We start from the raw sequence: 15,844 nt of genomic DNA, 5'->3' as shown, positions 1-15,844 counted from the left end.
ATTTTAATCAAATTCAAATCATATTTTAATGAATAGTTGACTATTCCTTAAATAAAACTAAAATTAATGATGTGATAAAGGGGGTTAAATGTATATATATATGGTAATTATTATTTTAGTTCTAATTATAATAATTAGTATTCTTATCTTATATAGAAAAATGAAAAAAAAGGTACTATTACACAAAGCAGAGGAGGATGTTTTATCTGGAAAGGATAAAGAAGCTGAACAAAATTTATTATCTATTTTAAAAGAAGAACCTGATGATGTAGATGCTTTTAAAAACTTAATATTATTATATATGAAAAATAGAAAATATTCATCAGCATTGGAAAGATTGGAATTGGCTTTAAATCGACCTGAAATATTAAACAAGTGGGACCAAAAAGAGATTATGGTTTTTGCTGGTATTTGTAGTTTGAAATTAAATAAAAAGCAAAAAGCTTATAAATATTTTTTAACTGTAAATGGATTGGATCCTAATAATGGAGATTCTTTAAAATATTTAGCTATTCTGGAATATCAATTTAATAATTATGAAAAAGCTGACATGTATTTTAAAAAATGTTATAATTTAAAAGATAAAATTGTTTTTGATAAAGAGTTTGTAAAAAGTTTTGGAATAAATTTGTACAAATTAGGGAAATATGTTGATTCATATAAAGTACTATCTGCATATGTAAACAAATATCCTAATGATAAAGAAGCATGTTATTTCTTAGGTTCTATCCTTTTTAAACAGGAAGATTATACTAGAGCTTTAGAGTTATTTAAAAAAGCAATGTACAATCCAAAATACAGATTTGAAGCTTATTTTAATACTGCTAGGATTTATATTGCACAAAATAATAAAAAAGTTGCAAAAGTAATTTTGGAAAAATTAATTAATTTTAAAGGTGTTCCAAAAGATATTTTGCTCGAATCTTACTACATTTTAGGAAATTTATTGAGAGATTCAAATAAAATAAACGATGCTGTTGTTTACTGGAGAAGAATATACAATATTGACAAAAATTATAAAGATGTTGCTGATAATATAAATAAATATTCAAGTCTTACTTCCAATGAGAAAATAAGAGTATTTTCATTAACAGGTAGAAATGAATTTATTAACATTGCGAAAAAAATAATTAAAAAATATTTAGGTAATTTTGCTCTGGAAAAAATTGAACCTGTTGATGAAGCAACTATTGATATTCTTGTGAATAAAATAAAGAGAAAAGGAAATATTGGTGTTTATTTCAGATTCATCAGGGATACTAATACTGTTGGAGAAATTGTTGTTAAGGAATTCTATTTTAAAGTAAGAGAAGCAAAATGTAAATTAGGTGTTTTAGTTACTATCGGCCGTTTGTCAAATAATGCAAAAGATTTTATTGCTTCTCGTGCAATTGATTTAATTGATAAATCTAAGTTAGCATCTATTTTAGAAGAAATCATTACTTAATATAATTTTACAGGAGTTATTTAAAATGTTTTTTTTTGAAGAAAAAATCTATAATTTAAAAGGTGAAGAATCTATCCCACAAGAGTTAATGAATTTCTGGTCAGCTGGTGAACTTGATGTAAAACCACCAATAGATAAAGTATATGCATATTTAGATGAGGGTAAAATAATTGCTGCTGGTGGATATGTTAATGATGTTATAAAAGGGTTATTGGTATCTGATGATTATAAAGGATATAATTTAACTGGTAAAATTGTCTCAAAAATATTAAATGATTTGAATAATCAAGGAATTTCACATGTCTTTTTATTTACAAAACCTCGAAATATTGATGTTTTTACTCAATTAGGTTTTAATCTTATTGTAAATACTGAATTTGCTGCACTTTTTGAGCGAGGGAGACCTGATGTAAATGATTATATTAGAACTTTGAAAGAATATGCAAAATCAAATCAGGGTAATAATGTTGGTGTTATTATTGTTAATTGTAATCCAATAACACTGGGTCATTTGTATTTAATAGAGACCGCTGCAAAAAAAGTTGATACTTTACACATATTTGTTTTGCAAGAAGAAAGGTCTTTATTCCCGTTTGAGGTTAGATTTAATTTAGTAAAAAAAGCAACAAAACACATAAAAAATGTCTTTGTTCATCCTTCGTCAAAATACATTATTTCAAATGCTACATTCCCGGATTATTTTCTTAAAGGGTTAGATAAAAACAGAGTTCATGCAGAAGTAGATATAGCAGTTTTTGGTAAAATTATTGCAAAAAATCTTAATGCAACAAAAAGATTTGTTGGGGATGAACCATATTGTCCAGTAACTTCAAAATATAATGAATTGATGGAAAATCTTTTACCAAAATATGGTATTGAATTAATAGTTATTAAAAGGAAAGAGTTAGATAATAAACCAATCTCTGCTTCTTTTGTTAGAGAATGTATTAAAAAAGATGATTTTAATACTATAAAAAAAATTGTTCCAAAACCAACTTATGAATTTTTAACTTCTAAAGAAGCAATTTCCGTTATTGAAAAAATTAAAAAATCAAATAGCAGGCATTGATGAAAATTATATTAGCATCTGGTTCAGAAAGAAGAAGAAATATATTTAATATTCTTTTTGAAAGCTTTATTCAAGTTGTACCTGATATAAAAGAAAGTGATAATTATATAGAAAATTCTATTTTGAAATCGAAATACGGACTAATAAAATTTGTTGAAAATAATCAATTTAATGATAATATCCTTTCAATAGGAGTAGATACTGTTATAATCTATAAAAATAAAGTATTTGGAAAGTTTTATTCTAAGGAAGAAGTTAAAAATTTTTTTATTGAAATATCTTGTAAATGGCATTATGTAGTATCTGCTGTTACTTTAATAAATGAAAAAAAAGAAATAAAAACTTTTATTGAAAAGAGTAAAATTAAGTTTAGAAAGTTATCTATAAAGGAAATTAATAGCTATCTTGACACAAATGAATGGAAAGATGTTGCTGGAGGATATAGAATTCAGGGACTTGGAGGAATTCTAATAGAAAAGTATAAAGGCTCTTTTTCTAATATTGTAGGATTTCCTGTTGAAAAATTCTTAAAATATTATAAAAAGTTGATTAGTGAATAAATATACGGGTATCTTTAATTAGATAAAAATTATTTATAATTTAAAAAAATATTTATAATTTAATAATAATAAATTAAATAATTTTTTAAATAACTAAATTTAAAATTTTATAGTTAAAAGGAGGACTAATTGTCAGTAATTACAATGAAAAAACTACTTGAAGCAGGAGCTCATTTTGGTCATGAGACAAAAAGATGGAATCCAAAAATGGCAAAATTTATCTATACAAAAAGAAGTGGGATTCACATTATTGATTTACAAAAAACAGTACCTTTAGCTGAAAAAGCTTATGAAGTAGTTAAAGAAGCTGTTAAAAAAGGTGATCAGGTTTTATTTGTAGGCACAAAAAAACAAGCTCAGGATGCTATAAAAGAATATGCTGAAAAATGTGATATGCCATATGTTAACCAGAGATGGTTAGGTGGTACTTTAACTAATTTTGAAGTAATTAAAAGATCTGTTGCTAAACTAATAGAATTAGAAAAATTAGAAGAAAATGGATTTGAAAACCTATCTAAAAAAGAAATTTCAAAAAAAAGAAAAATACTTGAAAAGTTAAGAAAGAATTTTTCAGGTATTAAAAAAATGGATAAATTACCTGGTATTGTTTTTATAGTTGATACAATTTTAGAAGAAAATGCATTAAAAGAAGCCAAAAAACTTCACATTCCAATAGTTGCTATTGCAGACACAAATTCTGATCCTGACCTTATTGATTATCCTATTCCTGGAAATGATGATGCTATTAGAGCTGTTGGTCTATTTTGTGATGTTATTTCCACTGCTGTAAATGATGCTAAAAATGAAATTGGTGAAGGCACTTTGAAAAAAGAAGAATCTATAAAAGAAAAAGAAGTTGAACAAACCGAAGTTTCAGAAAAACCTGAAGATGAGAATAATAAAGAAGTTTAATATCATTTATATTGAAAAAATGGATATTAATTGTATTAAAATTATTCTTTTATAGATATTAAAAGAAACCTTTTAATATTTAGTTTTTAATTATTTTTTTTGCAAATAGTTTTTTTCTTATTAAAAGCAAAGATGTTAAAACATTAAAAATATACGATATAAATTGATGTTTTTGGTAATTATTTTTAAATATCGATAATATTATGTTCTGATATCCGATTTTAATATTACTCATTAATATTTGTAAATTAAAACTTAAAAGGGTATTATAAAAAAATAAGAATTAGAAAAACTGGTTAATAAAGTTTTTAAAAAAGATAAATTTTAGGAGGAGATAGAATGTCTATTAATAAAGAAGATATAAAAAAATTAAGACAAATGACTGGTGTTGGAATTGGTGATTGTAAAAAAGCTTTAGAAGAGGCTAATGGAGATTTTGACAAAGCATTGGAAATATTAAAAGAAAAAGGTCTTGCAAAAGCTGTTAAAAAAGCTGGTAGAGAAACTACTGAAGGAAAAGTATTTTCATATAACAAAGAAAATAGAGCAATAATAGTTGAAATAGATTGTGAAACTGATTTTGTTGCTAATACTCAAGATTTTAGAAATTTTGGAAAAGTAATTGCTGAAAAAGTTTGGCAACTTAATTTAGATAATGTTGATAATTTACCTGAAGATATTGAATCTTTAAAAAATCAAACTGTTTTGAAATTAAATGAAAATATAAAAATATCCAGAATGATTAAATTGGAAGGTGATAAACTCCATCCAATAATTGATTTTGTTCAGATGGGTAAAGATGGTGCTTTAATGAAATTTGCATTTGAAAAAGAAATTGAACTTGATGATGAGTTAAAAGAAATTTTAGAAGACATTACAATTACTGGTTCTTTTTATAAACCAAATTACAAAACTTTAGATGATGTTCCTCAAGATTTAATGACTACTGAAAAAGATAAAATATTAAACCAATTAAAAGAAGATGAGAAGTTTAAAAACAAACCTGATAATGTATTAGAAAACATTGTTAAAGGTAAAGTAAGAAAAGCATTTGTTGAAGATTGTTTGTATGAATTACCATTTTACAAAGATGAATCGAAAACTATAAAAGCTGTATTAAATGAAATTTCTAAAAAATACGGTACTAAAATTGAAGTAAATGAATATAAATTTTTAAAAATTGGTCTTTAAGAATGAGAGTATTATTGAAATTAACAGGGGAATCTCTTAAAGGGAAAGATTCCCTGGATTATAATTCTATTGAAAATATCTATGATGAATTATTTCCTCTTGTACAAAATAATATACAAATTGGTATTGTTGTTGGGGGAGGAAATATTTATAGAGGAAAAGAGTTAATTAAAAAAGGGATAAAGGATTATAAATCCCATTACATGGGGATGTTAGCTACAATAATTAATTCGATAGCTATACAGGAGATTTTATCTAAAAAAGGGATAAAATCTCTTGTATTTTCTTCAATATCAATTCCAAGAATTGTTAAATTTTTTAATATGAGCGATGTTGAAAAAGCTTTTGAGGAAGGTTATGTCCTTATTTATGCTGGTGGTACAGGTAATCCTTTTTTTACCACTGATTCAGCTGCATCATTAAAAGCTGCTGAAACCAGTTGTAATATATTAATAAAAGCTACTAAAGTTGATGGGATTTATGATAAGGATCCTGTTAAATTTAACAATGCAAAATATATTTCCTATATTTCTTATGATGATTTTATTAACCAGAATTTAAAAATAATGGATAGAATGGCAATTGAAATTGCTCAACAATCTAATATTCCTATTATAATTACAAATTTTTTTAAAAAAGGAAATTTGTCAAGTTTATTAATAGATAAAAAAAAGATAGGTTCTTTAATCTACAAGGAGGATTTATGGCCGATTTAAAAACTATTTATCAAGAAGTGAAAGTAGCAATGTTTAAACCAATTTCAGTTTTTGAAGAGGAATTAAAAAAAGTTAGAGGAGCAAGAGCTTCTAGTTCTTTAGTAGATAATATAAAAGTTGAATATTACAATAAAGTTACTCCACTTAAAAATATAGCATCAATTTCTACTCCTGATGCTAGAACTATTGTAATTTCTCCTTATGATAAAGGTGTATTAAGTGCTATTGAAAAAGCTATTCAAAAAGAGAATTTAAATTTAAATCCTTCAAATGATGGAAAAATAATAAGGTTAGTGTTACCACAACTAACTGAAGAAACTAGAAAAGATACTGTTAAGTTAGTAAAAACAAAAGCTGAAGAATCAAAAGTTGCAATTAGAAATATTAGAAGAGAATATATAGACAAATTAAAAAAACTTGAAAAAGATGGTGAATTAACAGAAGATGAAAGAAAAGAAGGTGAGGAAAAAATTCAGGATTATACAAATAAAGCCATAAAAAAAATTGATCAAATTTTTAAAGATAAAGAAAAAGAGATTATGACTGTATAAAAATGATGGAAAACAAAATTAAACATGTTGCATTTATAATGGATGGAAATGGACGGTGGGCTAAAAAACAGGGTAAAAAACGATTTTATGGTCATCTTATTGGTTCACAAAAGATTACTGAAGTTTGTGAGTGGTGTCTTGAACAGGATATTAAGATTGCTTCTTTTTATGCATTTTCAACAGAAAACTGGGCTAGACCAAAAGATGAAGTAAATTTTATTTTTTCTCTAATTGAGAAAAATTATAAAAAAGAATTAAAACGCCTTACTGAAAATGAAATTAAAGTTGTCCATGTCGGTTCAAAAAAAAATCTCCCACCTAAAACCAAAAAGTTAATTCAAGATCTGGAAGAAAAAACTAAAAATTTTAATAAGTTTACTTTACTATTTTGTTTCAATTATTCGGGTAGATTTGAAATTTATGAGGGAATTAAAAAAATTTTAAAAGATTATGAAGAGGGGAAAATTAGTATAGAAAACTTTAATATTGAACATATAAGTAATTATCTTTATACAACTGGATATCCAGATCCTGATTTATTAATCCGTACATCTGGTGAATTAAGAATTTCAAATTATTACCTTTACCAATTAGCTTATACTGAATTATATTTTGAACCTCAACTTTGGCCAGAATATTCAAAAGATCATTTTTTAAAAGCTTTAGATGATTTTTACAGCCGTAACAGGAGATTTGGGAAAATATGAGTGATTTAAAGAATCGATTATTTGTAATCTTTATTTTGCTTCCACTTGTATTAATTTTATTATACATAAATATATTTTATTATATTCAAATATTTTTCTTAATGTTAATTTTATCATTTTTTGTTTCATATGAACTTATTAATTTATTTAAAAATATAGAAATAAATATTTCACAAAAATTAATTTTTTCAGAGTTAATTTTATTTTATACTTTAACTTTTTTATATTTAAAATTTTTTTATAAGTTAAATATATTTAAAATAAATATTTCTGATTTTTTATCATTCTTATTTTTAATATTTTTTATCATTTTTATTGTACACTCTATTATAAATGTTTTTTCAAAAAATATAAAAAAAGCATTTTTAAATTTTCAAATTTCAAATTTTATATTTATATTTTCATTTTTAACTCCAATTCTAATTTATTATTTTTACACTAATTATGAACAACCTTTTTATTATATTATTTATTTTCTTACTATAGTCTGGAGTTCTAATTCATTTGCATATTTAGTAGGTATGTCTTTTAAAAAAAGACATGTTGTTGGTCTTAAAGTATCACCGAACAAATCTTATGAAGGTTATATTGGTGCTTTGATTTTAGGAACTATTATCCCATATATTATATGGAAGTTATTATTAAATAAATATATTAACCTGTTAAATTTTGAAAGCATAATTATAATTATTGTAATTAATTTATTTACAATGGTTGGTGATCTTTTTGAATCTTTAATAAAAAGATTTTGTAACTCAAAAGATTCATCCAATTTATTCAAAGGTCATGGTGGAATTTTAGATATGGTAGATTCAATTATGTTTTCTTTTCCCATTTTTTATTTATTAATTAGATTTATATTGTGATTTTTATATATAGCAGATTAATTTTATAATATATTAATTTATTATTATATATAGTAAATTTAGATTGTAAGAACTTTATGAAAAAAAAAATTAACTATTATCTTTCAATATTTGGTGCTACGGGTGTAATAGGAAGTTTAACTTTTGATATAATTGAGTCGTTAAAAAATATTAATTTTAAATTTTTTCTTTTTACAGCAAATGAAAATCTTGAAAAAATGATTTCACTCATATTAAAATACAATCCAATGTATGTTTATATGTTTAAGGAAGAATTAAATTATGAATTAGAAAAAATTTTAAATAGAATTACTGGAGAGAAAAAGGGTAATGTTAGCATTAATAACAATTTTAAAAGAAAATTAAATAATAAAAATAATAACATAAACGAAAACTACTATAACAACAATAAAAAAAACAATAACAATTACAATAACAATAACTACTATAACAACAATAACAATAATAAATATATAAATGATGTAATTTCGACAAAAATAATTAAAAACAAAGACCAATTAATAAAGTTATTTAAAAAAGATGAGAATCATGTTTTTATCAATGGTATTATGGGTTATAATGGTTTGATTCCAACATTAATAGCTCAAAAATATAATTATAAATTAGGAATTGCTAATAAAGAATCTATAATTATTTTAGGTGAAATTCAAAAAAATATAAAAAATGTTTATCCTCTGGATTCAGAACATTTTGCACTTTTTAAACTTTTAAAAACAGTTAAAAAAGAACAAATAAAGAATCTAATTATAACTTCTTCTGGTGGTAAGGTGCATGGAAAAAGTTTAGAAAAAATTAAAAAAATGAAAATAGAAGATATTTTACAACATCCCACCTGGTCAATGGGGAATAAAATTACAATAGATTCTTCTACTGGAATGAATAAAGCTTTTGAAGTTCTTGAAGCACATTATCTTTTTAAATTTCCAATTGAAAAAATAAAAGTTTATATTAATCCAAAATCAACAATTCATGGAATTATTTTAACAAAAGATAATACATATTATACTCAAGCTTCTATTCCAGATATGCATCTTTCTATTTATAATTTTTTTAAAGATGTTTTAAATGTAGAGCCTGGATTTAAATTCAAAAACATTAATTTTAATGATCTTAATTTTATTTTGAAAAAAGTACAATTTACTAAATTTAAAGTTTTAAAATATCTTTATGAAAATTATAATAAAGTTTCAAATATTGGAACAAAATATATAATTTTAAATGATATAATTCTTGAAAAGATGATGGCAAAAGATATTGATTTTTATCAATACAATAAAGTATTTTTTAAAATATTTAAAAAAATAAAATCTTATAAATTAGACTTTTCTTTAGATGAAAAATTAATTATCTTAACTCTTGAAAGATTTAGAAATTATGTTGAATTATGTTTTAATAATAGCATTTAATTTTTTTTATATTTAATTGGTAAATATTTTTGTTTTATAAATGTTTAAAAATTGAATAGATAAATGATTGTGGAAACAACATCTTGATTATGTTAATTATTTACTATATGTTAATTACCAATTATTAGATAAGTATTTTAATTATTAAATATAGAATGTTTCTATAAAATTTTTATTGTATGAAAATAATTTATAATAGAGGAAAAAATGACACTTGTATATATTTTAATCAGTATTTTCTTTTTTGGTATTGTTGTTCTAGTACATGAATTTGGTCATTTTATGGCTGCAAAATTAAGTGGTGTTAAAGTGGAAGTATTCGCTATTGGGTGGGGAAAAGGAATTATAAAAAAGAAAATAGGTGATACTACTTACCAGATTGGATGGATCCCTTTTGGTGGTGTTTGTAAAATGGCTGGAGATGATTTAAGTTCAGATTTAAAAGGGGAACCTTACGAATTTTACAGTCAGAAACCAAAAAATAAAATATTTATCTCTGTAGCAGGGGTAGCAATGAATTTTATTTTTGCAATTCTATTATTTTTTATTGTTAGTTTAATGCCTCAAACTGTTGAGGTTACACCACCTAAAATTTACATATCTCAAGATCTTTATACTTTACCAGCATATAAAGCAGGATTAAGAAGTGGCGATATAATTTTATCCATTAATGATAAGAAAGTTGATTCATATGAAGAAATTGCATATATAATTGCAAATTCATTTGGGGATAATCTAAAAATTAAATATTTTAGAGATGGTAAAATTAATATTATTACTATTAAGCCTGAAATTGAAAAGTCTACTGGAAGATCATACATTGGAATATATCCTTTTATTGAACCTGTTATTGACAGGGTTTTGTCAGGATCTGTTTTAGAATATTATAAAATAGAAAAAGGTGATAGAATTGTTGCAGTCGGTGAAACAACTATTACAAATGAAGTTCAATTACAACAGGTTTTAAAAAAACATATTGATAAAGAAGTAACTATTAAAATTAAAAAAACTTCTGGTGATATTATTCCTATAAAATTATTTATTACTGAAAATTTTGATTTAAAAGTAAAATTTCATACAAATATAAAAAAAATTCCTGGTATGAATGTTTCAAAAGCATTTGTTAATTCCTTTAAAGAGATAAAAAATACAACAAATTTATTTTTCAAAAGTTTTAAAATTCTTTTTTCAGGTAAAGTGAATGTTAGACAGAGTGTTGGAGGTCCTATAAAAATAATTTATTTTTCTTCTGAAATTGCAAGAACAGGAATTAGAAATTTCCTTGAATTTTTTGGACTTTTATCCATAATTTTAGTTTATATGAATCTTTTGCCTATACCAGCAGTGGATGGTTCATATATTGTATTTTTTACTATTGAATGGATAAAAGGGAAACCCTTAAATAAAAAACTTATAATGACAATTCAGTCTATAGGGATGTATGTTTTAATCTTTTTGATGATTCTGGTATTTATAAATGATATCTTTACAATTTAGAACTATTATTGTTTAAACTATATTTTATACAATTAATTTGTGTTATAAAAATTGTTTTGAAAAAATTATAATTTTTTATTATTGAAAAAAGGATTATTTTTGAAAAAATTTAATGAATTAAATAAATATTTTGAAAAAATACATGTCTCAGCATTAACTGCTTCAAAATTGGGTTTAATTAATATAAAATCTTTTGCTGATTCAAAACAAGCATATTTAATGGTGGGGGAAAAATGTCTGTTTTCCTGTTCATTTTGTTCTCAAAGTAGTGATTCTACTACTTCTACAAACTTTTTATCAAGAGTTACCTGGCCCCCTTTTAATATTGATATTGTTATTGATGCTTTTAAAAAAAAATTAAGAGATAATCCTGAAGAGTTTAAAAAAATTTGTTTTCAGGTTGTGACAACAGAAAATTATTTCAATAGATTTTTAAAAACTATAAAAATATTTCAAAAAGAAATTAATTTACCCATTTCAACTTCAATTTCAATTTTTTCTGAAAAGCAGGTAGAAATTCTTTTAAATAATGGAATATATTCAATTGGTTATGCAATGGATGTAGCTTCAAGAAAACTTTATAAAAAGATTAAAAATAGAGATTTTGATAAGGATAAAAAACTTCTTTTAAAATTAGGGCAAAAATATCCAGGTAGAGTATCAATACACCTTATAGCTGGATTGGGAGAAAATGATAAAGAATTTCTTGAATTAACAAAGGATGCATTATTGAATAATATTATATTTGCATTATTTGCTTTTACACCAATACCAGGAACAAAAATGGAAAATTCGCCTAAAATCTCAATTAGAAGATATAGAATACTCCAATTTTTAATAACTTTAATGAAATTAGATAACCCCATAAATATATTCAATAATATTGATTTTAATGAATCAGGATATGTTAAAAGTTTAAATGATTTTGGTTATTATTTTAATAAATACAAAAAAGATTTTGAAAAAGGTAATTTTTTAGTTACAATGGGGTGTCCATATTGTAATAGACCTTTTTATAATGATAAACCTTCTGATAAAAGATTGTTCAATTATCCGATTGCACCTTCCAAAAATGTTGTTTTTGAGGAACTTAAAGAATTAAAAACCTTTTTTCAAACTAATTGACAATTTAAAATTTCTGTATATTTTCAATGTATGAAATCAAAAGCTATTGGTGTTTTCGATTCTGGTGTAGGAGGATTAACTGTACTCAAATCTTTAATCAATGTCCTGCCAAATGAAAATTTTATTTATTTTGGGGATCTTGCAAGATTACCATATGGAACAAAATCAAAAGAAGCAATAAAAAGATTTTCTCTTCAAAACACAACTTTTCTTATTGAAAAAGGAGTTAAATCAATAGTAGTTGCTTGTAATACCTCTACTGCTACAGCAATAGATTATTTGCAAGAAATTTTTTCATTACCTATTATAGGTGTAATTGAGCCTGCTGTAACAAAAGCATTGGAAATTTCTACATCGTATAGAATAGGTGTAATTGGAACTTCTGCTACAATAAGATCAAACAAATACTATGAAAAAATAAAATCTTTTGCAATTAAAAATAATATAAAAAGTATTGAAATTTATCAAAAAGCAACCCCATTGTTTGTTCCATTGATTGAAGAGGGATGGTATAATCATAAAATAATGGATGAAGTTATTGCTGAATATCTTAATGAATTGAAAGATAAAATTGATACATTAATTTTAGGGTGTACACATTATCCAATTATAAAAGAAAAAATCAATAAATTTTTTGAAAACAAAGTAAATATTGTAGATTCTTCTATTAATACAGCTATCCATTTAAAAAAACTTTTAGAAAAAAATAATTTACTTTCAAAAAGTACAAAAAATGGAAAGATAAATATTTATGTGTCTGATGTTACTGATTCCTTTAAATTATTGAAAAATTATATTTTAGGAGATCATTTTAAATTCAAAAAGGTTGTTTTATCAGAATATTTATAAAAAAACAAATTTATTGGTATATAGCTTTATTGTATTATTATTATAAATTATTAAGTTATGAAAGGGGAAGTATGAAAATTAAAAAGTTAATACTTTTATTATCTGGTTTATTGATAATTATATTCTTTTCAATTTCATTTTATTCTTTAGAAGCTGATTTTATTATTTGTACTGTTAATGATACTCCAATTACTTATATCCAGTTTATGAGAGAATTAAATAGATATAAAATAGCTTTACAATCACAGGGCCAAAAAATTCCTGATAATGTAAAAGAAGTTGTTTTAAACAATTTAATTGAAATTAATCTTATTCTTCAAGAAGCTAAACGTCAAAATATTCAAGTAAATGATGATGAAGTAAAACTAAATATAGAATCAATTAAAAAAAGATATGGAATGAGTGATGAACAGTTTATTGAACAATTAAAAATGGAAGGCTTTAGCTATAATGAGTTTTTTAACAATTATAAAAATCAGATGATTAGATATAGATTTTTAAGTACATATATAAAAAAATTGGTTAAAGATCCAACCGAAAATGAAATAGAAAAATTTTATAATGAAAATAAAGAAAAATTTAAGGGTTCTAAAAGGTTTGATACAATTGTTTTTTATTCGGATTTGGATAAAGATGCTAAATTGTTTGACAAGTTAAATGCTAAAAAGATTTTAATTAAATTTCATGATGAGGTAACAATAGATAATTTTAAAGATTTATTGAAAAAATTTAATGAAACTAATAAGATAAAAATTAAAGATTATAATAAAATTATTTACCCTGAAATTGAAGATAAAGATTTTGTAAAAGTTTTAGAAACAAATTTAAATGATAATAAAAGTTCTGTATTTTTTTATAATAGTGATTATTATTTTTTCTTAATTAAAAATGAAAAAGAAATTGACTATATTCCCTTAGAAGCTATTAGAGAGAAAATTGTGTCCTATTTAGAACAAACAAAAATGGAAAAAGAATTTAAAAAATGGATTGATGAACAAAAAAGCAAAGCATTAATAAAGTGGTATAGAAAAGATATTATTTATGGGAATAATTCAAATTAAAAATTAATGCTAAAATTCAGAAAAATTAAGATATAATTTTAATAAATTTATAAAAAAATAAAAATTAGTAATATCAAAAATTTATTAAAGATAAAATTGTTAAGAGATAAAATATGAAAAAAAAAGAAATTGCTACTAGAAGGAAAGCAAGAGTTCTAGCATTGGAAGCTTTATTTCAATATGAATTTCGTCCTGAAGATATTGATGATATTTCTAAGTTTGATTGGAAAGAAGAAGAAGTGCCAGCTAAAAGTTTAGAATATGCACAGATTTTATTTTCTGGAACAATAAGAAATATAGATGAGATTGATTCTATTATTAAAAGGTTTAGTAAAAATTGGGATTTTGATAGACTTAATAAACTAGATAAAAATATTTTAAGATTATCAATTTACCAGCTTTTATATGAAAAAAAGTTAAATCATAAAATTATTATAGATGAAGCTGTTGAAATTTCCAAAAGTTTTTCAACTGAAAAGTCTTATAAATTTATTAATGGCATTCTTGATAATATTTATAATGATTTGAAAAAAAAGAATGAAATAACAGAAAATGATGTTGATGATATTAATATAAAAGATAAACCAAAAAAAGAATATAGCAAAGTAGAAAAGAAAAAAGAAAATAGTATAGTAAAAAATAAAGAAATTAAAAACTTTTATAAAAATACAAATGATAATAGTGTAATTGAAAAAGATGATTAACTAAAAATTTAAAATTAACAAAATTGTAATAGCTTATCTAATAAAAAATTTGACAAATTACCTAATTATGGTAATTTCTATCGAGGTTAGAAAATAAGACAATATTTAATTCTGGAGGAAAGTTAATGTATGCAATATGTGAAATAAAAGGAAAACAGTATAAAGTGGAAACTGGAAAAGAATATAGAGTAGACCTTTTAAATTTAGATGAAAATACTAACTATGAAGTAGATAAAGTATTATTAGCTAAAAATGATGATGGAGAAGTTAAGATAGGGACTCCATATATTGAAAATGCAAAAGTTATAACAAAAGTAGTTAACCCATTGATAAAAGGTGAAAAAGTTTATGCTTTTAAATATAAAAGAAGAAAAGGGTTCCATAAAAAAATTGGTCATAGACAGAAATATAGTGTAATTAAAGTTGAAAAAATTGAAATATAAAAAATTATAATTGTGATTACAATAAAAATTTTAAAAAAAGATAATACCCCTTTAAAACTTATTGCAAAAGGACATGCTAATACAGGAAAAAAGGGGGAGGATATTGTTTGTTCTGCTTTCTCTTTTCTAATTCAATCAATCTCTGCTTATTTTTTAAATAAGGGAATTAAAGTTGAATTAAGAAAAGATGATAAGATTGAGATTGATTTAAATAAAATCAGAAATTATAATAAAGAATTATATAATTATTTATTATTTTCAATAAAAATATTGGAAATAAAATTTCAAAAAAATATAAAAATTTTAGAAATTGAGGAGTAGTTATGGCACATAAAAAGGGTGGTGGTAGTTCTAAAAATGGTAGAGATTCCAAATCTAAAAGATTAGGTGTTAAAAGATTTGCAGGACAAATTGTTAATGCAGGTACTATTCTTGTAAGACAAAGAGGAACAAAATTCTATCCTGGTAAAAATGTAGGCAGAGGAAGAGATGATTCTTTATTTGCTAAAACTACTGGTGTTGTTAAATTTGAACCTGTTAAAAATAAAAGGGATAGAAGACAAATATCAGTTTATCCTGCATAATATGCAAAATTTTGATTAAATTTATAAAAATTTAAATTTAAATTGATATTATTAACTAACAATAATTAAGTTAGAATCTAATTAAATTAAAATTTTTATTAAACTACTGAAAATATAAAATGAAAAATAAAACTC

At 23.2% G+C, this 15,844-nt stretch carries 18 protein-coding genes; all 18 read left to right on the top strand.

The window, feature by feature from the left end; genetic code table 11:
* Positions 1-88 precede the first annotated feature (88 nt).
* The 18 genes from ACZ5EC_RS04295 (at position 89) to rpmA (ending at position 15,709) form a co-directional block, all read left to right on the top strand.
* Positions 89-1,447 (top strand): tetratricopeptide repeat protein, encoded by a 1,359-nt coding sequence (locus ACZ5EC_RS04295; RefSeq protein ID WP_464303728.1) that lies wholly within the window; start codon positions 89-91, stop codon positions 1,445-1,447.
* A 25-nt stretch (positions 1,448-1,472) separates the two neighbouring features.
* Positions 1,473-2,516, top strand: a complete 1,044-nt coding sequence (gene citC, locus ACZ5EC_RS04290; protein WP_464303727.1) for a [citrate (pro-3S)-lyase] ligase — start codon at positions 1,473-1,475, stop codon at positions 2,514-2,516.
* Complete coding sequence (locus ACZ5EC_RS04285; RefSeq protein WP_464303726.1) at positions 2,516-3,076, top strand: Maf family nucleotide pyrophosphatase; 561 nt, start codon at positions 2,516-2,518, stop codon at positions 3,074-3,076. The genes citC and ACZ5EC_RS04285 overlap by 1 nt, the downstream gene beginning before the upstream one ends.
* 129 nt (positions 3,077-3,205) lie before the next feature.
* Positions 3,206-3,988, top strand: coding sequence for a 30S ribosomal protein S2 (rpsB, locus tag ACZ5EC_RS04280; protein WP_464303725.1), 783 nt, complete (start codon positions 3,206-3,208; stop codon positions 3,986-3,988).
* Between the two features lie 339 nt (positions 3,989-4,327).
* A complete protein-coding gene (gene tsf, locus ACZ5EC_RS04275; protein ID WP_464303724.1) occupies positions 4,328-5,179 on the top strand; it encodes a translation elongation factor Ts in 852 nt (283 codons plus the stop codon).
* A 2-nt stretch (positions 5,180-5,181) separates the two neighbouring features.
* Positions 5,182-5,895: a UMP kinase gene (pyrH, locus tag ACZ5EC_RS04270; RefSeq protein WP_464303723.1), complete on the top strand. Its 714-nt coding sequence runs from the start codon at positions 5,182-5,184 to the stop codon at positions 5,893-5,895.
* Entirely contained in the window at positions 5,883-6,446 is a 564-nt protein-coding gene (frr, locus tag ACZ5EC_RS04265) for a ribosome recycling factor (protein ID WP_464303722.1), read from the top strand. The genes pyrH and frr overlap by 13 nt, the downstream gene beginning before the upstream one ends.
* 5 nt (positions 6,447-6,451) lie before the next feature.
* Positions 6,452-7,153 (top strand): polyprenyl diphosphate synthase, encoded by a 702-nt coding sequence (gene uppS, locus ACZ5EC_RS04260; RefSeq protein WP_464303721.1) that lies wholly within the window; start codon positions 6,452-6,454, stop codon positions 7,151-7,153.
* Positions 7,150-8,019 carry a phosphatidate cytidylyltransferase gene (locus ACZ5EC_RS04255; protein WP_464303720.1) on the top strand — a complete coding sequence of 290 codons (870 nt, stop codon included), beginning with the start codon at positions 7,150-7,152 and terminating at the stop codon, positions 8,017-8,019. The genes uppS and ACZ5EC_RS04255 overlap by 4 nt, the downstream gene beginning before the upstream one ends.
* Before the next feature lie 77 nt (positions 8,020-8,096).
* A complete protein-coding gene (locus ACZ5EC_RS04250; RefSeq protein WP_464303719.1) occupies positions 8,097-9,446 on the top strand; it encodes a hypothetical protein in 1,350 nt (449 codons plus the stop codon).
* A gap of 207 nt (positions 9,447-9,653) precedes the next feature.
* A complete protein-coding gene (gene rseP, locus ACZ5EC_RS04245) occupies positions 9,654-10,943 on the top strand; it encodes an RIP metalloprotease RseP (protein WP_464303718.1) in 1,290 nt (429 codons plus the stop codon).
* A 99-nt stretch (positions 10,944-11,042) separates the two neighbouring features.
* On the top strand, positions 11,043-12,068 hold the full coding sequence (locus tag ACZ5EC_RS04240) for a radical SAM protein (protein WP_464303717.1): 1,026 nt from the start codon (positions 11,043-11,045) through the stop codon (positions 12,066-12,068).
* Positions 12,069-12,098: 30 nt separating this feature from the next.
* Positions 12,099-12,917, top strand: coding sequence for a glutamate racemase (gene murI, locus ACZ5EC_RS04235; RefSeq protein WP_464303716.1), 819 nt, complete (start codon positions 12,099-12,101; stop codon positions 12,915-12,917).
* A 71-nt stretch (positions 12,918-12,988) separates the two neighbouring features.
* Positions 12,989-13,978, top strand: a complete 990-nt coding sequence (locus ACZ5EC_RS04230; RefSeq protein ID WP_464303715.1) for a SurA N-terminal domain-containing protein — start codon at positions 12,989-12,991, stop codon at positions 13,976-13,978.
* A gap of 113 nt (positions 13,979-14,091) precedes the next feature.
* Positions 14,092-14,682, top strand: coding sequence for a transcription antitermination factor NusB (gene nusB, locus ACZ5EC_RS04225; RefSeq protein ID WP_464303714.1), 591 nt, complete (start codon positions 14,092-14,094; stop codon positions 14,680-14,682).
* Positions 14,683-14,807: 125 nt separating this feature from the next.
* Positions 14,808-15,125 carry a 50S ribosomal protein L21 gene (rplU, locus tag ACZ5EC_RS04220; protein ID WP_464303713.1) on the top strand — a complete coding sequence of 106 codons (318 nt, stop codon included), beginning with the start codon at positions 14,808-14,810 and terminating at the stop codon, positions 15,123-15,125.
* A 12-nt stretch (positions 15,126-15,137) separates the two neighbouring features.
* Positions 15,138-15,446 carry a ribosomal-processing cysteine protease Prp gene (locus tag ACZ5EC_RS04215; RefSeq protein WP_464303712.1) on the top strand — a complete coding sequence of 103 codons (309 nt, stop codon included), beginning with the start codon at positions 15,138-15,140 and terminating at the stop codon, positions 15,444-15,446.
* 2 nt (positions 15,447-15,448) lie between these two features.
* Complete coding sequence (rpmA, locus tag ACZ5EC_RS04210; protein ID WP_464303711.1) at positions 15,449-15,709, top strand: 50S ribosomal protein L27; 261 nt, start codon at positions 15,449-15,451, stop codon at positions 15,707-15,709.
* The last annotated feature ends 135 nt before the right edge of the window (positions 15,710-15,844 follow it).

This window comes from Exilispira thermophila, from assembly GCF_055389015.1.
Note: the sequence above shows the minus strand (reverse complement) of the source record. Positions and strands in the feature narration are given on the sequence as shown.